The organism is Streptomyces sp. NPDC014891 (assembly GCF_043081085.1).
GTDB lineage: Bacteria > Actinomycetota > Actinomycetes > Streptomycetales > Streptomycetaceae > Streptomyces.
This window is the reverse complement of record NZ_JBIBWF010000003.1, coordinates 373,376-395,335: the sequence shown is the minus strand read 5'-3', so window position 1 is coordinate 395,335 and position 21,960 is coordinate 373,376. Positions and strand designations below refer to the sequence as shown.

Below are 21,960 nucleotides of genomic sequence, written 5' to 3'. Positions count from 1 at the left end.
GCGGGGGACTTCCCCCCACCCCCGCGACACGACGGAACGGCCCCACCACCGCACGGTGGTGGGGCCGTTCCGTCGTATCGGTGCGAACACTCAGCCGTGCGAACCGGCCGAGTCCGGGCCGGCCGGGCCCGCCGGGCGCTCCCGGCCGGCCCGGTCCCGCGGCCGGCGGACCGCCGTCACCTGCCGAGCCACGCGTTGTGGACGGTCAGCGTCGACGTGTTGCCCTGCTTGTCCGCGACCACGGCGGAGAGCGAGATGCCGCTGTCCTTCGCCGGGCTCTTCACGGTGATCGACCCGTTCCGAACCTGTACCCGCTGCCAGGTCTTCCCCGCGTCGTAACTCACCGACAACACGAGGGACTTGAGGTTCCTTCCGGCCGCGGAGCCCTGCACGGTCACCGGGACCGCGACCGTGGCGCGCGCCGGGGCCCGCGAGGCGAGGTCGACGGGGGCGGCGAAGCGGACCGTCGAGACCGGGAGCGCGGTGGTGGCCGCGACCTGCCGGGAGCGGAACGTGAAGCCGGTCTCGACCCGGGTGGCCGCGCCCGCGAGTCCCGCGGGGCGCTCCACCGAGGTCACCAGCCGGTACTCGGCGTCGGAGCCGTCGACCGTGAACGGCTTCCCGCCGGTCAGCGGGTCGTCGTTCTCGGCGACCTCGACGCCGTCGCGGTACAGCGTCGACCTGGCCGAGGCGTACGGGGAGAACCCGGGGTGCCCGGCGCCGTCGGCGAACAGCGGCAGCGAGCCGACGAGCAGCTGCTCTCCCGTCGCCGGGTCGGGGGCGGTGCGGAACACTCCGGCGCCCTCGCTCAGAAGGGGCCCGAAGACACCGGTGTTGAACGTCTCCCGGTACGTCCGACCCGCCTCGTAGCGCTTGGGCAGGGCGGTCTCCCAGCTGCCCTCGTAGGCCGGGTAACCCCACTGGTCGGGCGCGCCCGCCTGGTCGAACTTGGTGCGCCACTCGACGCCGTCGGCGGTGGAGACGTAGAAGGTGCGGGTGCCCGGTGCGGGCTGCAGGTCGGAGAAGCCGTTGCCCTCCGGCGCGCCGGGGATGCGCGCGAAGGGGGAGACGAGGGCGGACTTGCCCGGGGCGGAGGCGCCGAGGCCCACCGTGAGCGTGGCGAGCTCGTTCGCCTTCACGTGCCTGGTGTAGCCGGTCGAGACGGTGTCCGTCCGGCCGCCGAAGGCGACCGAGTACTGGCTGGTGGCGTCCTTGAGGAAGTGCGCGTCCCAGGTCTGCAGCAGCGAGCCGTCGGTGACGGCCGGGCCCAGGTGGGCGGTGCGGAAGCCGGTGAAGCCCCGGAGGACCCAGCCGTTGCCGACCCGGCCGATGTCGGTGCCGCCGAGCTCGTAGTACGTGCCGCCGTAGTCGACCGCGTCGATGCCGGGCACGGTGAGGTCGACGGGCTTCGTGGTGCGCGCGTCGGCCGTGACCACGGTGTCGCCGGAGATCTCCAGCTTGGGCTGGGCGATCCAGTCGGTGCCCTTCGCGAAGTCCGAGGGGTCCTCGTAGACGGCCGTGTTGAAGGTGTACGTGCCCTTGGGGACCCGGATGGTGTGGCTGCCCGGCTCGTCGACGACGCGGGTCTCGAAGCCTGCCGCGGCGCCGGAGATCCCGATCAGCGTGCTCTGGAAGGTCCGGGCGTCCGCGCCGTCGCGTCCGACGGCCCGGAGGGTCACGTCGTACGACTCCGCCTCCCGCTCAGCCACGGCGGCCGTGCGGACGGACTGGCCCGCCGCGGTGGCGGTGACGTAGCCCGAGTAGCCGCCGTCGGCGTCGCCGATCCGGGTGTCGGCGGTCAGGTCGACCTCGGCCCTGCCACCCGCGGGGACGGTGACCCGGTCGGCGCCGAGCGTGAAGAACCCCGCGGGGGCCGGCGCGCCCTCGGGGTCGAGGCCGGCGACCGACAGGTCGAGGGTGACGTCGGTGGTGCCGAGGTTGCGGTAGGCGACCGTGCGGGTGAGGGGCCGGTCGTCGGCGTGCGGCCACGAGGCCGTGCCGAAGTTCAGCGCGACCGGATCGGCGACGACGGTCTGCGCGAGCGCCTTGTCGACCTGGACGCGGCCGGTGCCCTGCTGGAAGGGGGTGTGGTCGCCGCCCTTGGCGGACGCGGTTAGCGCGCCCTTGAGCTCGGCGGACTTCCAGGCCGGATGCCGCTGCTTGAGGATGGCCGCGGCGCCCGCGACGTGCGGGGTGGCCATGGACGTGCCGTCGAGCTGCAGGTAGCCCGGGGCGGGGTGGGGCGTGCCCGGGCGTGTGTCGATCGCGCTGCCGGCCGCGGCGGCCGCGGTGATGGCGACGCCGGGCGCGGTCACGTCCGGCTTGACGGCGCCGTCACCGACGCGGGGGCCGGTGCTGGAGAAGGGGGCGAGGCGGTCGTCGCGGTCGACGGCGCCGACGGTCAGCGCGGCGTCCGCGCTGCCCGGGGAGCCCACGGTCGACGCGCCGCCCTCGCCCTCGTTGCCCGCGGCCACCGTGAACAGGGTGCCCGTCTCGGCGGACAGCCGGTCGACCGCCTCTTCCAGGGGGTCGACGCCGGGGCTGTCGGGGGCGCCGAGGCTGAGGTTGACGACGTCGGCGCCCTCGGCGACGGCCCACTCCATCCCGGCGAGGACGGCGGAGTCGTCGCCGAAGCCGTCGTCGTCGAGGACCTTGCCGCTGATCAGCTTGGCTCCGGGGGCGACGCCCTTGAAGCGGCCGCCGGACGCGGCTCCCGTGCCGGCGGCGATCGACGCGACGTGGGTGCCGTGCCCGACGCGGTCCTCGGCATCGACGGAGGCGGAGAAGTTCTTCTCGCCCACCACCTGGGAGGCGAGGTCGGGATGGGTGCGGTCGACGCCCGTGTCGAGGACGGCGATCGTGACGCCCGTGCCGTCGTAGCCGGACTCCCATGCCTTGTCGGCGCCGATCTGCCGGACGCTGCGGTCCAGGCTCGCGGTCCGCACGCCGTCCAGCCACACCGAGGCGATGCCGGACGCCGTGGCGCGCAGGCCGTCGCCCCGCCGGTCGGTCAGCGCCTCCCAGACCTCGGCGACGTCGTCCGGGGTGGTGCTGACGGCGTCGGCGTCGAGGGTGGGGAAGGTGCGCCGCAGCCGGGTGTCCCCGGCGGCGCGCACTCCGGCCCGTGCGGCACCGGCGCCCGCCCCGCCGTCGTACCGCACGATGAGCCGGAGCCCGTCCCGGTGGCTGCCGCGCAGACGCGCGTCGGTGAGCACACCGAGGTCGAAGAGCCGCTGGTCCAGCCGGCCCGCGGTGAGCAGGCGCTGTGCGTCGGCGGGCACGACGAGCGTGCGGTCCCCGACGCGCTGGACCTGGACGGGTATGTGCTCGCGGCCGGCGGCGGCTTCGAAGCCCACCATCCGGCCTTGGGCGTTCACGACCACGCGATCGCCGGTGACGAGCGGGATCCGCTGGCCGCCGCCGGGGCGCGGAACGTCGGGTGCGGCCGTCGCGGGGCCGGTCGTGCCTGCCAGCAGGGCCACCGACGTGGCCGCTGCGACGGTGAGGGCGCGTGCTCTCTTCACATGTGCGCGCAAGTCTCCCCCAGGGAGCTCGGGATGAGGTCGAATGATCGGTTCCGGCGGGGACGCGACGGCGTCCGCCCACCGGTCAGCGCAGTATGTGAGGTGATCGACTCCGGGGTCCGCGAGAGGGATCCGGCCCGACGCTTTCCGGCCATCCGGCGGGCTCCGCGTGCGATGGGGCCACGACGGCTCCATGACGGTTGCGTGACACCCGCACGATCCTTGTGCGACAGCGACCCCGCCGGACCCTCCGGATCCCGCTCCCCGCCGCCTTCCCGGGGCCGGCGCGGCTCTCCTCGGAGGGGTGGCTTCCTCTTGGCCGTATCCGCACCCCGGGGCAGGGCCCCGGCCTGCCTGTCCGCTGCCGGGCCTCCTGGTCCGGGGAGGGGGCGCAGCAGTCGGCCGGGCCTCGACGAGGCCCGGCCGACTGCTGTACGCGGACGTCTAGTTGAACGGGTCGAGCGTCACGTACGCCTGCTGCGGGTTGCCGTCGTGCACCAGCGACTCGTGGGCACCGACGTCGTCGAAGGCGAAGCCGTAGGCCTTCCCGTCGGCCATCTGGGCGTGGATCTTGCGCGAGTAGTGGTTGGTCACCGCGTCCTGGTAGAAGCCGGCGGACGAGGTGTCGGGCTGGTTGGGGTTCGTCAGCAGGGTGGAGCGGTTGAAACCGGCGCAGAGCGTCCGGGAGATGGGGCCGCGCACCTGGTCGTTGGGGGCGTCGAGGAGCTTGTAGCAGCCGAAGACGCTGTCGGAGTCGGGCTTCTGGAACGAGGTGACGACCGCGCCCGAGGAGTTGGTGAAGTTCATGACGTTGCCCGAGACCCGGCCGAAGTACTTCACGGAGGGCTGGTTCGCGAACGGCGTCACGGTCAGCGTCGACGAGGAGTACTTGCTCCAGACGCGGTTGATGTAGTCGTTCATCACCCCTGACGGCAGCGCGCCGGCCTCGATGCCGTGCCCGGGGGCGAGGGCGCGCAGCACCGTGCCGTCCGAACGGGTCTGGACGAGGTTGGCCCAGCCGCCGGGCTGGCCGCGCAGCGCGTCGTAGAAGCCCCGGTAGCCCCCGGGCTTGAGCCGGCCCGTGGTGGCGACGGAGCCGTCGGGCCGCTTCACGCCGACGGCGTAGGGCGCCGACACCATGTCGACCTGGGTGCTGTTGATCCAGAGACCAGCGTCGTTCAGCGTGTACTCGGACCAGTTGAAGAGGATGTTCCTGTTGGGGTCGCTCGGGTTCTGGACCGCCGGCTGGACCAGGCCGCCGGTCGCCACCTTGAAGACCAGCTTCTGGCCGTAGCTGAAGTAGATCCGGCCCGAGAACTTCGGCAGCCGGATGGTCATCGAACGGCCGTTGGCGGGGCCCGCGATGGAGGCGTCCGGCGCGGGCGTGGGGACGGAACCCCCGGCCGGCCAGGGGTGGAAGGTGCCGTTGGCGTCGGCCCAGCCCTGACGGCCCGTGGAGAGCTCGGTGCCGAGGTTGTAGACGTACACCTGGTCCCCGCGGCCGGAGTTGTTCGCGAAGGTGAGCGGGATGGTGGCGGGGACGGCGGCCTCGACGCTGTCGGAGGGGCCGACGACGGCGACGGCGGTGCCGATCAGCGCGGCGGCGACCAGCGGGACGAGGACGGCGCGGCCGCGCCGGTGCCTGCGGTGTGCGGACATGTGGGGCTCCTCGGAGGTGGGGACTCCGTGTGGGGGGAATCCGTGAGTGGGTGAGTGGGTGAGTGGGTGAGTGGGTGAGTGGGTGAGTGGGTGAGTGGGTGGGCGCGTGGGCGCGTGGGTGGGCGGCTGAGGGGTGCCGAGCCGGTGACGACCGGGTGGGGTCGCGGAGCGGACGGGCGCGCCCTCAGGATCTGAGAGCGCTCTCAAGGATGGTGAGGGTGAGATGGACCTGTCAATGGTTGCGGGATGTCCCGGGGCGAACGAGGGGAGGGGGCACGGGCGTTCGGAGGCCGCTCCCGGCCGCCGCCGGGTGCTCGATCGGCTCAGACGCGGCGCGCCTCGGCCGCGGCGGCCGCGCGCCGTGCAGGATCGACGACAAGGTGGCCGCGGCGCCGGTGACCCGTACGCCGGTGACGGTCGCCCGCCGCCCGCCACCGCCCCGCAGACTGGAGAGATCCGGCCATGAGACCCTTCGCAGGCCCGCTGTCCCCGCGCCCCGCCGACCGTCCGGTCACGGCGTGAACGCCGCCCCGCGCGGAAGCGCGCCGGAGGAAGGCGGCTACGGCGAGGCCGTGTTCCCTCCCGGACGGCAGGGCGAGGACGAGCGCATCGACCTCGGCGCCCTCGCCTACGACGACCTCACCATGGCGCGCTTCCGCGCCCTCGGGGTCGGCCCGGGGTGGCGCTGCCTCGACGTGGGCGCCGGCACGGGCACCGTCTCCCGCCGGCTGCTCGAAGAGGCCGGGGCGACGGGCGTGCTCGCCGTCGACCGCGACGTGCGCTTCCTCGTCGAGCGCCCCGTGACCGGCCTCGACGTCATCGAGGCCGACGTCACGGACCCGGACTTCGACCCCGGCCGGTTCCGGCTCGTCCACGCGCGATTCGTCCTGATGCACCTGCCGGAACGCGAGCGCGTCATCGCCCGGCTGGCCCGCCTCGTCGAGCCGGGCGGGGTGCTGGTGATCAGCGACGCGGTCGACCTGACCGGCGACCGGACGCCCGCCACCCCGTACACCGAGGTGATGCGGGCGATGTGGCGGGCCCTGCGGGAGACCATCGGCACCGACGTCACCGGAGTGCCCGCCTATCCGCAGCTGCTCAGGGAGGCGGGCCTCGTCCCCGTCGCCGCCGAGATCCATGTGCCGCCGCTGCTCGCGGGGAGCCCGATCAGCCGCTTCTGGGCGGACACGTGGGAGCGGAGCCGGGCGCCGATGCGCGCGACGGGCCTCGTCGACGACGCGGCCGTCGACGAGGCGATCCGGTACCTGGAGTCCGACGCCTGCGCGGCGCTCTCCGCGGGGATGCTCACGGCCTGGGGCCGCAGACCGCTCGACGTCCCCTGAGGGACGGGGGCGCGGGGGCGCCCTCGGCCCGCCCCGTCACCAGTAGTGCGCGAACCCCATGGCCGAGACCAGGTAGCCGCCGCCGACGCCCGCCAGGGCCGTTCCGGCGACCCAGCCGACCGGAGCTCCCGCGCCGCCGCCGGGCCCGGGGACGAGCGCGCCGGCCGTCCTGGTCTGCCGCCACAGGAACGCCGCCACCAGGACGCCGGTGGCCACGGGAAGCACCACCTCCCGGCTCGTGAAGTACGGGACGGCTCCGCCGACCGCCGCGATCGCGCCGAAGCCGAGCAGCACGCCGAGTCCGTCGAAGCCCGCGCCGAGGCGGCCCGGCCGGTCCTGCACCCGGCTCGACGCACCGACCGCGGCGATCGCGGCGAGCGGGACCATGAGGAGCACGTACCAGCGCCAGGCCACCCCTTCGAGGATCCACCAGCTGACCAGCAGGCCGAGTGCCGGGCCGCTGCCCGCGACGGCCACCTGGATCCCGAAGGCTCTGCGCCGCTCCTCCCGGCCCGTCAGGGACGAGGACACGAGGAGCGGGGCGGACGCGCAGACCAGGGCCGCGAAGACGCCCTGGAGGATCCGCCCCGTGACGAGCACACCGGAGGCAGGCGCCGTGGTGAGCAGCACGGCGATGAGCGCGAAGCCCATGAGGCCGGTGAGCAGGGCTCTCTTGCGGCCCATGAGATCGGCCAGGCGTGCGCCGAACACCAGCGTCACCACGAAGGCCAGCACGTAGAGAGTCGGCACCAGTTGCAGGTAGAGCGTGGACGTCAGTCGGATGATGCCCCCGCCGTACCCCAGGTCCGCGTAGCCGCCCCGCCACATCGCCGCAAGGAAGGAGGCCGCGTCGAACAGTACGACCGCCTGGGCCAGGGCCACCATCGCCAGGCCCCGCCCGCTCCCGGTGAGCGCGGCGGGCGGGTCCGCGGGCCGGGCCGGGGCCGTGGGCGCGCCCCAGCCGCCGGCCGGCGGCCCGACGGGCCGGGCGCGGGCGCGCCCGGCTCCGGAGTACGCCGGGGCCGTCGGGGTGTAGGCGGGCTGCGGGGGGACCCGCTGGGCGAGCCGGTCCCGTGGATCCGGCACGGCGGCGGGCGGGGCGGGCGCGTAGTCCAGGAGATGGGCGGCGCGGCGGCCGAGTTGGGCCAGTACGGCCCCCGGCAGCCACTCGCCGGCCCCCTCGGCAGCCGTCCGGTCGGCGACCTCCTGGGGGGTGGGCCGCTTGGCCGGGTCCTTCTCCAGGCAGGCGCGGACGAGGTCGACGAGCTCGTCCGGTACGCCCGTCAGGTCCGGCTCCTCCTCGGCGATCCGGAACAGATGGGCGTTCAGGCCCGTCTCCGTCGCGCCGAACAGCAGCCGTCCGGTGGCGGCGTAGACGAGGAGGGCCCCCAGGCAGAACACGTCGGAGGCCGGGGTGAGTTCGAGGCCGCGCACCTGCTCGGGCGACATGAAGCCGGGCGATCCGATGAGCATGCCGGTGCGGGTGTGCAGACTGTCCCCGGCGAGACTGTCCATCGCCCGCGCGATGCCGAAGTCGATGACGCGCGGACCGTCCACGGTGACCAGGACGTTCGACGGTTTGAGGTCGCGGTGGATCAGGCCCGCCTCGTGCACGGCGCGCAGGGCGAGCGCGAGACGGTTGGCGAGCGTGGTGACCGACCGCTCCGGCAGCGGACCGAAGTCCCGCGCCACGACGGTGGTCAGGTCGGGGCCGGGGATGTACTGGGTCGCCACCCACGGCACGGCGGCCTCGGTGTCGGCGTCCAGGACGTCGGCCGTCCAGGCCCCGCCCACCCGCCGGGCCGCGGCGACCTCGCGGGCGAACCGCCGCCGGAACTCGGGGTGCTGGGCGTGCTCTGCCTGGACGACCTTGACGGCGACCGTGCGTCCCACGTCGGAGCGGCCCAGGTAGACGAGGCCCATGCCGCCCGCGCCGAGGCGGGCGATCAGACGGTACGGGCCGATGTGTGCGGGGTCCTCCCCCGTCAGCTGTTCCACGGTGGAGAGGTCAGCCCTTCGCGTGCACGGGCCGGCCGTCGAGCGGCGGGACGGCGGTCTGCGGAGAAGCGGACGGTGCGGTGTGGCCCATGCGGTGATCCCCCTGGATGGTCGCGGAAGACCCAAGGTAGAGCACGGGTCCGAGGCCCGGCAGGGAAGTCGCGGCATCCCGCCGCGGGCCCCCTAGTCTGGAGTCATGACAGTCGTGCGGGTCGGCGGCGTCGACGTCGCCTATACGAGGAAGGGGCGGGGGCCGGTCCTGGTCCTCGCCCACATGGCCGGGAGCGACGGGCGGATGTGGCAGCCGCAAGTCGAGGCGCTGGCGGACGAGTTCACGGTGGTGGCCTGGGACGAGCCGGGGGCCGGGCGGTCCGGTGCGCTGCCGCCGGGCTTCGGCGTCGAGGACTACGCGCGCGCCCTGGCCGCGGTCGTGGAGGACGTGGACCTCGGGCCCGCGCAGGTGGCGGGACTGTCCTGGGGCGGGACGGTGGCCCTGGAGCTGTACCGGCGGCGGCCGGACCTGGTGCGCTCGCTCCTGATGGTGGACACGTACGCCGGGTGGAAGGGCTCGCTGCCGCCGGAGGAGGTCGCCGCGCGGGTCGAAGGGGCGCGGCGGATGCTCGCGGTGCCCCGGGAGGAGTTCGACCCGACGCTGCCGGGGCTCTACGCGGACGGCCCGCCGGAGCTCTTCGCCGAGCTGCTGGAGGCGATGAGCCGGGACGTACGGCCGGAGAGCATGGCCGTACAGCTCTCCCTGATGGCCGAGGCCGACGCGACCGACCTGCTGCCCCGGATCACGGTCCCGACCCTGCTGCTCTGGGGCGAACTCGACGCCCGGTCGCCCCTGGACATCGCCCTGGCCTTCCAGGACGCGATCCCGCACGCCGAGCTGGTGGTGATCCCCGCGGTGGGCCACATGAGCAACCTGGAGGCGCCGGAGGCCTTCACCGCCGCCGTCCGCACCTTCTGCCGGGCACACGTCTAGGGGGTGTCCTGCCGATCAGGCCGGGCTCGCGGCGCCGGACGGGACCTCGACGACGCCCCGGGGAGCGTCCGCCGAGGACGTACGCCCGCCGGTCCGGTGCGGGACCCGGCGGTTCCCCTTCGACGGGCGGGGCCTCCGGTCCGGTGAAAGGCTGAGGACGTACCTGGCGGAACCCGGAACCGTGAAAGGCCCTCGCGATGATCACCACCGACTTCGTCCCCGGCTCCCCCTGCTGGCTCGACCTCGGCGCCCCCGACGTCCCGGCCGCGGCCGCCTTCTACGGCGGCGTCCTCGGATGGGACTACGAGTCCATGGAGGCCCCGGAGGGGGAGGACATGGAAGGCGGCATGTTCCGGAACGACGGGAAGATCGTCGCCGGGCTCGGCAGGCTGACCGAGCCGGGAGCGCGCTCGGCCTGGATGGTCTACTACAGCGTCACCGACGCGGACGCCGCGACGCGGGCCGTGGAGGAGGCCGGCGGCACCGTGCGCGTCCCGCCGACGGACCTCGACGAGTGGGGTCGGATGGCGCAGTTCAGCGACCCGCTGGGCGGGCAGTTCGCCGTCTGGCAGCCCGGTACGAGCAAGGGTGTCGAGCAGGTCGACGTCCCGGGCTCGCTGTCCTGGGTCGAGCTGTACACGACCGACGTCGCGGCGGCGAAGCGCTTCTACGGCAGCGTGTTCGGCTGGCAGTACAGCGAGATGCCGATGCCCGGCGGAGGCGGCGCGTACACGATCATCACCCCGGCCGGACTGTCCGAGGAGCGCATGCACGGCGGCCTGATGGAGGTCGGCGAGGCCGACCTGGCGCTCGCCCACGGGCGGCCCTACTGGCACCCGGTCTTCGCCGTCGCCGACTGCGACGCCGCGGTCGGCCGGGTCACCGCGAGCGGTGGCGACGTGCAGATGGGGCCGGACGACGCGGAGGGCGTCGGCCGGCTCGCCGTCTGCCTCGACCCGGCGAAGGCCGACTTCGTCGTCCTGGCCCCGCCCGCCGGCTGAGCCGCGGGCCGGGGCTCAGCGCTTCAGCAGGCCGTCCAGCCACTCCAGGACCTCCGGCGTCACCGGGTCGGTGATGTCCGCGAACTCCTCGTGCCTCTTGAGGAACTTGGCCACGTACGGGCAGACCGGCACGATCCGCATGCCCGAGGCGCGCACGTCGGTCAGGGCCTGCTCGACCAGGATCGAGGCGAGGCCCTGACCCGCGTACGCCTCGTCGATCTCGGTGTGGAAGAAGACGCGCCGGTCCTCGCGGTCGCGGTACGCCGTGAGGCCCGCGCGCTGCTCGTCGACGAGGATCTCGTAGCGGTGGCGGGGGTCGACGCGGCGGACGACGGGGGTGGTGGCTGCCTGCTCGCTCATGGCGTGCCTTTCGGTCCGGGGGGTCTGCGGAGGTGGTGTGCTGCGGGTGCCTCCCCGCGGTCGCGGGGACGGTGTGCGGCGGTGCTCGCGCACGCGGCCGCGGGGCTCAGGTGCGGGGCGGGTTCCCGCGGGGGGTGAGGGAGGCGTTCGGCAGGGCCGGCGCGGGCAGGCGGTCGCCGGGGTAGCCCTCGACGTGCCCGAAGCGTTCGGAGGCGCGCTCCCACTCCTCGCGGGCCTCGGCGATGTCCTCGTGACTGCGGCCGATGAAGTTCCACCACATGACGATCTCCTCGCCGAAGGGCGTACCGCCGATGAGGACGGCACGCGCGCGGCGGTCGGAGTCGTTCGTCAGGGTCAGGCCGTCGTGTCCGGTGCCGACGTATCCCAGCTCGGCCGGGCGGAGACGGGTGCCGGCGAGCCGGACGTCCCCCTCGTCGACGAGGAGCCCGTGCTCGTGGGCCGGGTCGACGGGCAGGACGACCGTGGCGCCCGGGTCCAGGAGCAGCTCGGCGCCGAGGAGCGGGGTGAAGGTCCGCACGGGGGAGGTCTCGCCGGCGAGCGAGCCGAGGAACACCCGGACCTCCGCGCCGTCGAGCCGCACCGGGGCGGGGGCGTGGTGCTGGAAGTCGCGGGGCGCGTGGCGGTGCTCGTCGGGCAGTGCCACCCACAGCTGCACTCCGTGCAGGACGGTGGTGTCGGGGGTGGAGACCTCGGTGTGGCTGATGCCGTGGCCGCCGGTCATGAGGTTCAGCTCGCCGGGCCGCACGAACGCGTGGCTGCCCAGGCTGTCGCGGTGCTCGATCTCTCCGCTGAAGAGCCAGCTCACGGTCTGCAGTCCGGTGTGCGGGTGCGGGGCGACGTCCATGCCTCCGGACTCGGCGACCCGGTCGGGGCCGTAGTGGTCGGCGAAGCACCAGGCGCCGATCAGGGTCCGGGACCGCTGGGGCAGGGTGCGCCGTACGGTCATGGCGCGCGGCCCGCCCAGCGGCACGTCCCGCGCGGAGAGCACCTCGACCTCCGTGTCGCCCATCCCCGGCCCCTCTCCGCGCGACGCGTCCGCGCGATATAGTTTCGCTTTCAACAACTGTGATGATCATAGCCCCAGAAGCCGTGATGCGCACGGACTCCTCGAAGGAGCGCAGGGTGATCGACGCGAACCACCTGACCGGCGACCCGACCGATGGTCGCAGGGTCTACCTCGACAAGCAGAGCCCGGCCGCCTACCGGGCGCTGGTCCGCACGGCCGACGCCGTCCGCACCACCGCCGCCGACGCCGGGCTCGACCGGATCCTCGTCGAACTGGTCAACCTCCGCGTGTCGCAGATCAACGGCTGCGCCTCCTGCCTCGACGTCCACACCCGGGCCGCGCTCCGGGCCGGCGAGACCATACGGCGCCTCGGCGTCCTCCCCGCCTGGCGGGAGACCGAGCTGTTCACCCCGCGGGAACGCGCGGCGCTCGCCCTCGCGGAGGCCACGACCGACCCGGCGGACCGTCTCGGTCAGGACCGGGCCTACGGCGAGGCCAGGACGGTCCTGAGCGACGACGAGATCTCCGCCGTCCTCTGGGTGGCCATCGCCATCAACGCCTTCAACCGCGTCTCGGTCCTGAGCCGCCACCCCGTACGCGACGCGCCGCCGACGCCTCCGGCGACCCCCGCCGGAGCCGTCCCGGCCGCGGAGGTCAGGGCCTGACCCACCCGGCCCCGGCGGCGGCCAGACGTCCCGTGACCGCCGCGGTCCCCACGAGCAGGGCGAGGGCCACTCCCAGGACGGCCGCGAGCCCGGCGCCCAGCAGGGCGGCGCCGGCGAGGGCGCCCAGGACCAGCGCGAGGACGGCCAGGACCTGGCGGCCGGCCCGGGGGCCCTCGCCGCCGGGCCGGCCGGAGTCCGAGGCCAGTCCGGTCAGGGTCTGCGTCAGCACGGTCGTGGTGAGGTCCGGCACGCCGATCCGCCGGGCCGCCGCCGTCTGCGTCCCCATGGCGAGGCCGAGGCACACGATCAGGGCGTACCGCCCCGGCGTGCCGGGAGCGCCGCGCTCCACGAGCGCGATGGCGAGCGCGGCGGCCACGAGCACCGCCTCCAGGGCGAGCGCCGAGGCGAGCAGCCGCCCCCGGTGCGCGGCGAACCGGGTGCCGAACCGGCCGCCCGCCACCGCGCCGGCGAGGAACGAGGCCAGCGACAAGGCCGTGGCGGACGCGGACAGGCCCGCGGTGCCCGCGAGGGCGAACCCCAGGAGGGCCACGTTGCCGGTCATGTTGGCCACGAACACGTTCCCGAGCCCCAGAAAGCTCACGGCGTCCACCAGTCCGGTGACCAGGGTCAGCGTCAGCATGAGTGGAGGCAACGGCCCGTGCGGGTCCCCCTTGGGCGGCATCAGGGTGTGCGCCGCGTCGAGCAGCAGCCTGCGCAGCATCGGACGCTCCTTCCGTGACGGGGCCGGCGGCGGGGTCCGGATCCCTCCGGTCAGGCGTCCGGGCCCCCAATGAGCCTCACCGGTCCGCGCCCGGGCCCGCGCCTCGCCACGCCGGAGCTGTCCGCGTCATCCCGGAACGGTCCGCGCGGGGGCGCGCGAACCGGCCCGCCCCGCCGGCCCGTAACCCTCCGACGGCACGCCCGCCCCGCCCGGCCGGAGCCTCCGACGGCACGCCCCGCCGTCCCCTTCGTGGCGCTTTCGGGGGGTGCGGGGGGCAGGTGGCCGTGTCCGGCGGCGGGGCGGGCGCGTTGTGAGGGTGTGACCTCTACACGACGCATCTCCTCAGTCCTCGCCGTCGCCGCCGCCTTCTCGTGCCTCGGCGCGTCCGCGGCGCAGGCCGCCACCACCGGCCCGCTCGGCCCGCCGATCAGCCCGATCGCCGAGCTCGACGCGCTCGCCACCACCGGCATCCCCGCGGAGTCCAAGGCTCAGTTCCCCGGGATGGCGAGTCAGCTCGGCGGGCTCAGCCGGGTGAACGAGCTCAACCAGCTCCACCAGCTCACCGACCAGGCCGCGCCCGTCACCGGACTCCTGCCCGTCGTCTACTGACCCGGTCCCCGGGCCGTCGGACCGGCACCGCGCGGCCGGCGCGGTGCCGGTCCTCCGTCCCACGGGGCCGGTCCGGCGTCACCAGCCGAAGCGGCGGTCGACCAGGGCGGCGAACTCCTCGAAGGACAGGACCCGGTCGCCGTTCTGGTCGGCCTGGTCGAACAGGGCCGAGGCGTCGTCGTCGGTCCCCACGCCCCACGCCGGGATCACGCCCTGCGCGGCCAGGGTCGGGCCCTTCGCCCGCAGCGCGTTGATCACCTCGATGCGCGTCAGGCTCCCGTCATGGTCGAGGTCGAGCGCGTCGAAGAGAGTGCGGGCCCTGTCGCTCACGATGTGTCCTGCTTTCCTGTGGCCGTGGCAGGTGCATCGGCCGATGCGTCCCCGACCGGAAGGACGCGCGGACGGTCCCGTCCGTTGCCTCGGCGCCGCCACGGCACCTCGCTCCGCCCTCCGTACGGTGCGGGCCGGTGCCCCGGCACCGTACGACGGGAGGGTTGTCCACAGGTTTGGCCGGAGCGGCCGGGGGTGTCCGCGGCGGCCGATAGGGTGGGTGAATGGTCCTTTCCGACGGCTCCGCCGTGATCTCCGAGGCAGCTCAGGTGCTGCACCGCGTCTTCGGCTACAGCTCCTTCCGAGGCGAGCAGCAGGAGATCATCGAGCAGGTCGTCGACGGGGGCGACGCCCTCGTGCTGATGCCGACCGGCGGCGGAAAGTCCCTCTGCTACCAGATCCCCGCGCTGGTCAGGGAGGGCACCGGTGTCGTCGTCTCGCCGCTGATCGCCCTCATGCAGGACCAGGTGGACGCGCTCAGGGCCCTCGGAGTGCGGGCCGGCTTCCTCAACTCCACCCAGGACCCGTACGAGCGGCAGGCCGTCGAGCAGGCCTTCCTCGCCGACGAGCTCGACCTGCTCTACCTCGCGCCCGAGCGGCTCCGCACCGAGGGCACCCAGCGGCTCCTCGACCGCGGCAAGGTGTCGCTCTTCGCCATCGACGAGGCGCACTGCGTCGCCCAGTGGGGCCACGACTTCCGCCCGGACTACCTCGCGCTCTCCATGCTCCACGAGCGCTGGCCCAAGGTGCCGCGCATCGCGCTCACCGCCACGGCCACCCAGGCCACCCACCGCGAGATCGCCGCGCGGCTCGGCCTGGAGGACGCCCGGCACTTCGTCGCCGGCTTCGACCGGCCGAACATCCAGTACCGCATCGTCCCCAAGAACAGCCCGCACAAGCAGCTGCTCGAACTCATCAGGACCGAGCACGAGGGGGACGCCGGAGTCGTCTACTGCCTCTCCCGCGCCTCGGTGGAGAAGACCGCCGCCCTCCTCGTGGAGAACGGCATCGACGCCGTCCCGTACCACGCCGGCATGGACGCCCGGGACCGCGCGGCGAACCAGGCCCGCTTCCTGCGCGAGGACGGCGTCGTCGTGGTGGCGACCATCGCGTTCGGCATGGGGATCGACAAGCCCGACGTCCGCTTCGTGGCCCACCTCGACCTGCCCAAGTCGGTCGAGGGCTACTACCAGGAGACCGGACGCGCCGGCCGCGACGGCGAGCCCGCCACCGCCTGGCTGGCGTACGGCCTCCAGGACGTCGTCCAGCAGCGCAAGATGATCGACGGCTCCGAGGGCGACGAGCAGCACCGGCGCGCCCTGACCATGCACCTGGAGGCCATGCTCGCGCTCTGCGAGACGGTCGAATGCCGCCGGGTGCGCCTCCTCGCCTACTTCGGCCAGTCGGGCACCCCCTGCGGCAACTGCGACACGTGCCTGTCGCCGGCCGAGTCCTGGGACGGCACCGTCGCCGCGCAGAAGCTGCTGTCGACCGTCTGGCGCCTGGCCAAGGAACGGCGCCAGAAGTTCGGCGCGGGCCAGATCATCGACATCCTCCAGGGCAAGAAGACGGCCAAGGTCATCCAGTTCGACCACGACGGCCTGTCGGTGTTCGGCGTGGGCTCGGAGCTGGGCACCGCCGAGTGGCGCGGCGTGGTGCGCCAGCTCCTCGGGCTCGGCCTCCTCGCGGTGGAGGGCGACTACGGCACGCTCGTGCTCACCGAGCAGAGCGGCGAGGTCCTCGGCGGCCGCCGCACCGTCACCCTGCGCAAGGAGAAGGCCCCGGCCCCCGCCCGCAAGGAGTCCGGCGGGCGCTCCGGGAAGAGCGCCCGCGTGCCGGTCGACCTGCCGGCCGCCGCGGTGCCGGTCTTCGAGGCGCTGCGCGCCTGGCGGGCCGCGACGGCCCGCGAGCAGGGCGTCCCGGCGTACGTCGTCTTCCACGACGCCACGCTCCGCGAGATCGCGACGCTGGTCCCGGGGACGGTCGAGGAGCTCGGGACCGTCGGCGGCGTCGGCGAGGCCAAGCTGGCCAAGTACGCGGAGGGGGTCCTGGAGGCCCTGGCGGAGAGCGGCGCGGCCGGGGGAGCCGCGGCCACGGCCGAGGCGGAGACCGCGACCGCCGGGTCCGGAGGGACCGCCCCGGCGGTCCCCGGCGGGCGGACCACGCGGACCGCCCGCACCGCCCGGACCGAGTCCTCCGCGCCGGAGCACGACGCTCCCTTCGACGAGGAGCCGCCTTTCGACGTGGACGGCATGGAGGAGCCCCCGCCGCCCTACGACGACTGGCGCTAGGGAGGGTCCCGCCTGCCATGTCCCGGCGGCTCCGGCGTGATCGGCGGGACGCCTCCGGCGGACCGGGCGGGTCCGCCGCCCCGCGGCTCAGGAGAGCTGCGGGATGAGGCGGCGCAGGCCCCGGCGGTCGTAGTAGCGGGTCATGCCGAAGCCGAAGAGCAGGGCCAGGACCGTGCCGACGGCGATCATGATCCAGCCGCGGGCGAGCCCCGCGTCGGCCTGGGCGTCGAAGTACAGGATGGCCCGGACGCCCGCGCTGAGCTGGTGCATCGGCTCGAAGAGGCCCAGGAAGCGGTAGAACCCCGGGGTGGCCTCCAGGGGGACGGTGGCGCCGGAGGAGGGCAGCGCCAGCGCGATGAAGATGAACATGGAGACGAGCTGGCCGATGCCGCCGAACGCCGCGTTGATGGCCTGCACGCCCAGTCCGACGGCGACCGTCGCGCAGTACGAGAACAGCCACAGCATCGGCAGGTGCGAGGCGTCCATGCCCAGGAGGCCGATCGTGGCGACCATGACGAGGGTCGTGGTGAGGAGCGAGATCCCCGCCGTCATCAGCATCTTCAGGACCAGGGTCTGCGTCCGGTCGATCGGGACCGCGGCGTGCCGGGTGTGCCAGGGGCCGATCTCGCTGTCGGCATAGCCGAGCGCGGTGTCGACCCCGCTGTTCACCAGGTTGCCGCCGATGAACCCGCCGAGGACGAGCAGCAGCGTGTAGTAGAAGGCGGTCAGGCCCAGGCCGCTGTGCCGGCCGATCGGATGGCCGACCCGGGTGGTCACGGCGACCGGGTCGGTGAGCAGCAGCCGGGTCGTCGGGACCGCGCCGGCGGCCGAGAGCTGCTTGCCGATGGTCAGCGAGGCCTGATGGGCCGCGTTCTGGTTGATCTGCGCGGCGAGCGAGGAGCCGAGGCTGCCGAGGCCCGGGTTGGTGAGGACGGTGATCGTCGGCCGCACCGTCGCCCGGTTCGTGGTCAGGGCGGAGACGGACGCGGTGAAGTCCTCCGGGACGACCAGGGCGCCGTAGACCTTGCCGGAGGCCAGCGCCTTCTGGGCCCCGGCGAGGTCGAGCCGCTGCCAGTCGATGTCCGTGGCCGAGGGGCGGCCCACGGCGATCGAGTCGGTGATCTGCTTCCCCAGGGTCTCCCGCTGCCCGGGCAGCGGGGCGCCCCGGTCCGCGTCGACCAGGGCGACGGGGAGCTTGTACAGGTTGTCGTTCGGGTTGAGGATGCCGCCCATGTAGAGGAGCGAGAGGCCCACGGCGACCAGCGCGCTCAGGACGGTCGGTACGAACCACAGTCTCGGGTTCCGGAGCAGGGTCCGGGCGCGGGCCTGCGGGCCTGTGGTGTGCGGGGGGTTCGCGGACGTCATGGCGTCATCGTCGGCGGGCACGGCGTCACCGCCGGGATTGCGCCCCGGACGGCGGGACGGGCGTGTCGGCGCCCGGTCCGCCGGGGCCGGCACCGCGGCCCCCTCGGGCCCCGGCGCGCACCGGCCGGGCGGGTGATTTCCAGCCGTCCCCACTCCGGTTGCGGAGCCCAGATCGCCACGTTTGAGTGGGAATGACCCCCCATGCGTCTCTGGAGCTGACATGTCGATGGCGTTCGGTTCACCTCTCGGTTCGTCCGACCCGTTCAGCGACATGCTGAACCGGTTCTTCGGCATGTCACCGGCGTCGTCGCCCCCGGCCGTCCAGCGCGTCCCGATCGGTCGCCTGCTGACCGAGTCCTCGCACGAACTCCTCGGCCTGGCCACCCGGAAGGCCGTCGAGGACGGCACGTCCGACCTCGACACGGAGCACCTGCTGTGGGCCGCCACCCAGGTCGACCCCTCGCGCCGCCTCCTCGCCCGGGTCGGCGTCGACCCGGCGGCCCTCGCGGCGCAGCTCGACGAGGTCCTGCCCCGGGAGTCCGGCGAGCCCTCCTCCGAACCCGGCCTCACCCCCGCGGCCAAGCGCACGCTCGCCGCCGCCTACGGCCGCTCGCAGGAGGCGGGCGTGTCGTACATCGGCCCCGAGCACATCCTCGCGGCGCTGCTCGACGACTCCGACTCCGGCGCGACCCGGCTCCTGGGCGCGGACGACCACGACGTCAAGAAGCTGCGCGGCCTCACCGACCAGGCGGTCCGCTCCGACGGCGCCGCCCCGGCCGCGGGGAAGCCGCAGCAGCCGGCCACCACCCTCGACGAGTTCGGCAGGGACCTCACGGACGAGGCGAAGGCGGGCCGGCTCGACCCGGTGGTCGGCCGCGCCGAGGAGATCGAGCAGACCATCGAGATCCTCTCGCGGCGCTCCAAGAACAACCCCGTCCTGATCGGCGAGCCCGGCGTCGGCAAGACCGCCATCGTCGAGGGCCTCGCCCAGCGGATCGTGGCCGGCGAGGTGCCCGACACCCTCAAGGGCAAGCGGGTGGTCTCCCTCGACCTGTCCGGCCTGGTGGCCGGCGCACAGTACCGCGGCCAGTTCGAGGAACGGCTCAAGAAGGTCATCGAGGACGTCCAGGAGGCCGGCGGCGACATCATCCTCTTCATCGACGAACTCCACACGGTGGTCGGCGCGGGCGCGTCCGGCGAGAGCGCGATGGACGCGGGCAACATGCTCAAGCCGGCGCTGGCCCGGGGCGAGCTGCACGTCGTCGGCGCGACCACGATCGACGAGTACCGCAAGCACATCGAGAAGGACGCCGCGCTCGAACGCCGCTTCCAGCCCGTCCTCATCCCCGAGCCGACGGTCGAGGAGACCGTGCAGATCCTCGAAGGACTGCGGGACGCCTACGAGGCCCACCACCAGGTCCGGTTCGCCGACGGCGCCCTCACCGCGGCGGCCGAGCTCTCCGACCGGTACATCAGCGACCGCTTCCTGCCCGACAAGGCCATCGACCTGATCGACCAGGCGGGCGCGCGGGTGCGGCTGCGGAGCGCCGGACGCTCCACCGAGGTGGTGAGCCGCGAGGACCGCATCGCCGGGCTCCGGCGCGAGAAGGACCAGGCCGTCGCCGCGGAGCAGTTCGAGAAGGCCTCCGAGCTGAAGCGGCGGATCGCCGAGGTGGAGGGCGAACTCGCCGGCATCCAGGAGCGCCGCGAGGGCGTCGTCTCGGTCACCGCCGCAGACATCGCCGACATCGTCTCCCGGCGCACCGGCATCCCCGTCTCCCAGCTCACCGCCGGCGAGAAGGAGCGCCTCCTCAGGCTGGAGGAGGAGATGCACGCCCGGGTCGTCGGCCAGGACGAGGCCGTCACCGCGGTCTCCGAGGCCGTACGCCGCAACCGCGCCGGCATGGGGGACCCGAACCGCCCCGTCGGCTCGTTCCTCTTCCTCGGCCCCACGGGCGTCGGCAAGACCGAACTCGCCAAGACCCTCGCCGAACTGCTCTTCGGCGAGCAGGACCGCATGATCCGGTTCGACATGAGCGAGTTCCAGGAGAAGCACACCGTCGCCCGGCTCGTCGGGGCGCCGCCCGGATACGTCGGTTACGAGGAGGCCGGCCAGCTCACCGAGAAGGTGCGCCGCCACCCGTACAGCGTCGTCCTCTTCGACGAGGTGGAGAAGGCGCACCCCGACGTCTTCAACACGCTGCTCCAGATCCTCGACGACGGACGGCTCACCGACGGGCAGGGCCGGACGGTCGACTTCCGGCACTGCGTGATCATCATGACGTCCAACATCGGCGCCCACCGGATCCTCGCCCACCAGGGCGACGCGGCCGAGCTCAAGGACGAGCTGATGGAGGATCTGCGGGGCCGCTTCCTCCCCGAGTTCCTCAACCGCATCGACGACATCATCGTCTTCCACAGCCTCACCGAGAAGGACCTCTCGGAGATCGTCGACCACCTGCTCGACCGCAGCAAGCACCGCGTGCACGCCCAGGGCCTGACCCTCGACGTCACCGAGGCGGCGAAGAAGCTGCTCGTGGCCCACGGCTACCAGCCGGAGTTCGGGGCCCGGCCGCTGCGCCGCACGATCCAGACGGAGCTCGACAACCGCATCGCCTCCCTGCTGCTCGGCGGGGAGGCGGAACCGGGGGACACGATCGTCGCCGACGTCGTCGACGACTCCCTCCACTGCACGATCCAGCAGGGCGACGGAGCCGGGCGGGCCCCCGAGGCCGCCGCGGCGGCCGCCGCCACCGACGGCAAGGAGTGACCGATGGCCCCGCACCACAAGTCGAACGAACAGGTCGAGGGCGACCCCGACACCGGACACAGCAGGGGCATGCCCCGCCGCCCGGACGAGAAGCGGCTGGAACAGCGCCTGGAGGAGGACCGCGAGGAGGTCGGCCTCCGCCCGGACGACGAACGCCGGGGCGGCGAGTAGGGCCCCGACCGGCTCAGGACGGCGGCGGCGGGCGACCCCGCCCGCCGCGGCTGCGGCCCGCGCCCGCGCCCTCGCCGGGGCACGTGCGCGGGCCGTCGCCGTACGCGGACCGGTCAGGCCACGGGCAGGGCGCTCAGCCGCTCGTCTCGGGTGTAGACGTTCATCGAGGATCCGCGCAGGAAGCCCACCAGCGTCAGACCGCTCTCCGCCGCCAGGTCCACGGCGAGCGACGACGGCGCCGAGACCGCCGCGAGCAGCGGGATCCCGGCCATCACCGCCTTCTGGACCAGCTCGAACGAGGCCCGGCCGCTCACCATCAGGACGTGCTCGCGCAGCGGCAGCAGCCCCTCGCGCAGCGCGTGGCCGACGACCTTGTCGACGGCGTTGTGCCGGCCGACGTCCTCCCGCAGGCACACCAGCTCGCCCTCGGACGTGAAGAGTCCGGCGGCGTGCAGCCCGCCCGTGCTGTCGAAGACCCGCTGGGCGGCCCGCAGCCGGTCCGGCAGGGCGGCGAGGACGTCCGTCCCGATCCGCAGCGGGTCCCCGGCGACCGACCAGGCGGCCGTCGTGCGCACCGCGTCCAGACTGGCCTTGCCGCACAGGCCGCACGAGGAGGTCGTGTAGAAGTTCCGCTCCAGGGAGGCGTCGGGCGGGGCCACACCCGGCGCCAGTCCGACGTCCACCACGTTGTACGTGTTGCCGCCGTCGGCCGAGGCCCCCGCGCAGTAGCGGATCCCGGCCACGTCCTCGGCGGAGTGCACCACGCCCTCGCTCACCAGGAAGCCGACCGCGAGGTCGAAGTCGTCGCCCGGGGTCCGCATGGTCACCGTCAGCGGTCGGCCGCCGACCCGGATCTCCATCGGCTCCTCGGCGGCCAGGGTGTCCGGGCGGTAGGAGGAGTCCCCCTCGCGCACGCGAAGGACGCGCCGCCGTACGGTCACTCGTCCCATGGTTCGTTCCTCTCCTCGGAGCGCCGCCCCGGGGGTGCCCGGAGCCCGCGGTCCGGATGTCCGGCGATCCGGTCGGTCGGTGGTGCGGGGCGTGCCGGTGCCGGCGGCCCGTCCACGACTCTGTCACGGCGCCGGTCCCGGCATCGCCCCGGGCGCCTGTTCGAGACGGACGGGTGCCCGGGGGCGGCCGC

General features: G+C 74.0%; 17 protein-coding genes. 8 read left to right on the top strand and 9 right to left on the bottom strand.

Going from position 1 to position 21,960, the window contains the following annotated elements; all coding sequences use genetic code 11:
- Window positions 1-176: 176 nt before the first annotated feature.
- The gene (locus ACF09E_RS10070) at window positions 177-3,524 is read right to left on the bottom strand and encodes a S8 family serine peptidase (RefSeq protein ID WP_392204713.1); all 3,348 of its coding nucleotides are present in this window, start codon (window positions 3,522-3,524) and stop codon (window positions 177-179) included.
- Window positions 3,525-3,968: 444 nt separating this feature from the next.
- Entirely contained in the window at window positions 3,969-5,183 is a 1,215-nt protein-coding gene (locus tag ACF09E_RS10065; protein ID WP_392204712.1) for a glycoside hydrolase family 64 protein, read from the bottom strand.
- A gap of 518 nt (window positions 5,184-5,701) precedes the next feature.
- Here ACF09E_RS10065 and ACF09E_RS10060 point away from each other — a divergent pair.
- Window positions 5,702-6,526 (top strand): class I SAM-dependent methyltransferase, encoded by an 825-nt coding sequence (locus tag ACF09E_RS10060; protein ID WP_392204711.1) that lies wholly within the window; start codon window positions 5,702-5,704, stop codon window positions 6,524-6,526.
- 36 nt (window positions 6,527-6,562) lie between these two features.
- Here ACF09E_RS10060 and ACF09E_RS10055 read toward each other — a convergent pair whose 3' ends face one another.
- Window positions 6,563-8,524 carry an MFS transporter gene (locus ACF09E_RS10055; RefSeq protein ID WP_392204710.1) on the bottom strand — a complete coding sequence of 654 codons (1,962 nt, stop codon included), beginning with the start codon at window positions 8,522-8,524 and terminating at the stop codon, window positions 6,563-6,565.
- Between the two features lie 196 nt (window positions 8,525-8,720).
- On the opposite strand from ACF09E_RS10055, the gene ACF09E_RS10050 reads away from it, so the two are divergent.
- Both ACF09E_RS10050 and ACF09E_RS10045 read left to right on the top strand, forming a co-directional pair.
- Window positions 8,721-9,509, top strand: coding sequence for an alpha/beta fold hydrolase (locus ACF09E_RS10050; protein WP_392204709.1), 789 nt, complete (start codon window positions 8,721-8,723; stop codon window positions 9,507-9,509).
- A 197-nt stretch (window positions 9,510-9,706) separates the two neighbouring features.
- A complete protein-coding gene (locus ACF09E_RS10045) occupies window positions 9,707-10,510 on the top strand; it encodes a VOC family protein (protein WP_392204708.1) in 804 nt (267 codons plus the stop codon).
- Window positions 10,511-10,525: 15 nt separating this feature from the next.
- Here ACF09E_RS10045 and ACF09E_RS10040 read toward each other — a convergent pair whose 3' ends face one another.
- Window positions 10,526-10,870: a GNAT family N-acetyltransferase gene (locus ACF09E_RS10040; RefSeq protein ID WP_392204707.1), complete on the bottom strand. Its 345-nt coding sequence runs from the start codon at window positions 10,868-10,870 to the stop codon at window positions 10,526-10,528.
- Window positions 10,871-10,976: 106 nt separating this feature from the next.
- On the bottom strand, window positions 10,977-11,900 hold the full coding sequence (locus tag ACF09E_RS10035; protein ID WP_392204706.1) for a pirin family protein: 924 nt from the start codon (window positions 11,898-11,900) through the stop codon (window positions 10,977-10,979).
- A 113-nt stretch (window positions 11,901-12,013) separates the two neighbouring features.
- Here ACF09E_RS10035 and ACF09E_RS10030 point away from each other — a divergent pair, with 113 nt between their 5' ends.
- A complete protein-coding gene (locus ACF09E_RS10030) occupies window positions 12,014-12,562 on the top strand; it encodes a carboxymuconolactone decarboxylase family protein (protein ID WP_392204705.1) in 549 nt (182 codons plus the stop codon).
- On the opposite strand, the gene ACF09E_RS10025 is transcribed toward ACF09E_RS10030, so the two are convergent.
- Complete coding sequence (locus ACF09E_RS10025; RefSeq protein WP_392204704.1) at window positions 12,552-13,283, bottom strand: YoaK family protein; 732 nt, start codon at window positions 13,281-13,283, stop codon at window positions 12,552-12,554. The two genes, ACF09E_RS10030 and ACF09E_RS10025, sit on opposite strands and share 11 nt — an antisense overlap.
- A gap of 318 nt (window positions 13,284-13,601) precedes the next feature.
- Here ACF09E_RS10025 and ACF09E_RS10020 point away from each other — a divergent pair, with 318 nt between their 5' ends.
- Entirely contained in the window at window positions 13,602-13,892 is a 291-nt protein-coding gene (locus ACF09E_RS10020; protein ID WP_392204703.1) for a hypothetical protein, read from the top strand.
- 78 nt (window positions 13,893-13,970) lie between these two features.
- On the opposite strand, the gene ACF09E_RS10015 is transcribed toward ACF09E_RS10020, so the two are convergent.
- Entirely contained in the window at window positions 13,971-14,222 is a 252-nt protein-coding gene (locus ACF09E_RS10015; protein ID WP_148005617.1) for an EF-hand domain-containing protein, read from the bottom strand.
- 224 nt (window positions 14,223-14,446) lie between these two features.
- On the opposite strand from ACF09E_RS10015, the gene recQ reads away from it, so the two are divergent.
- On the top strand, window positions 14,447-16,513 hold the full coding sequence (recQ, locus tag ACF09E_RS10010) for a DNA helicase RecQ (RefSeq protein ID WP_392204702.1): 2,067 nt from the start codon (window positions 14,447-14,449) through the stop codon (window positions 16,511-16,513).
- 87 nt (window positions 16,514-16,600) lie between these two features.
- Here the strand turns inward: recQ and ACF09E_RS10005 are convergent, their stop codons facing one another.
- Entirely contained in the window at window positions 16,601-17,878 is a 1,278-nt protein-coding gene (locus ACF09E_RS10005) for a YhgE/Pip domain-containing protein (RefSeq protein ID WP_392204701.1), read from the bottom strand.
- 220 nt (window positions 17,879-18,098) lie between these two features.
- Here ACF09E_RS10005 and ACF09E_RS10000 point away from each other — a divergent pair, with 220 nt between their 5' ends.
- Together ACF09E_RS10000 and ACF09E_RS09995 are read left to right on the top strand one after the other, a co-directional pair.
- A complete protein-coding gene (locus tag ACF09E_RS10000) occupies window positions 18,099-20,648 on the top strand; it encodes an ATP-dependent Clp protease ATP-binding subunit (RefSeq protein ID WP_392204700.1) in 2,550 nt (849 codons plus the stop codon).
- Between the two features lie 3 nt (window positions 20,649-20,651).
- Window positions 20,652-20,819 carry a hypothetical protein gene (locus ACF09E_RS09995; RefSeq protein ID WP_388795548.1) on the top strand — a complete coding sequence of 56 codons (168 nt, stop codon included), beginning with the start codon at window positions 20,652-20,654 and terminating at the stop codon, window positions 20,817-20,819.
- Between the two features lie 113 nt (window positions 20,820-20,932).
- On the opposite strand, the gene fdhD is transcribed toward ACF09E_RS09995, so the two are convergent.
- Complete coding sequence (gene fdhD, locus ACF09E_RS09990; protein ID WP_392204699.1) at window positions 20,933-21,769, bottom strand: formate dehydrogenase accessory sulfurtransferase FdhD; 837 nt, start codon at window positions 21,767-21,769, stop codon at window positions 20,933-20,935.
- Between the last annotated feature and the right edge of the window lie 191 nt (window positions 21,770-21,960).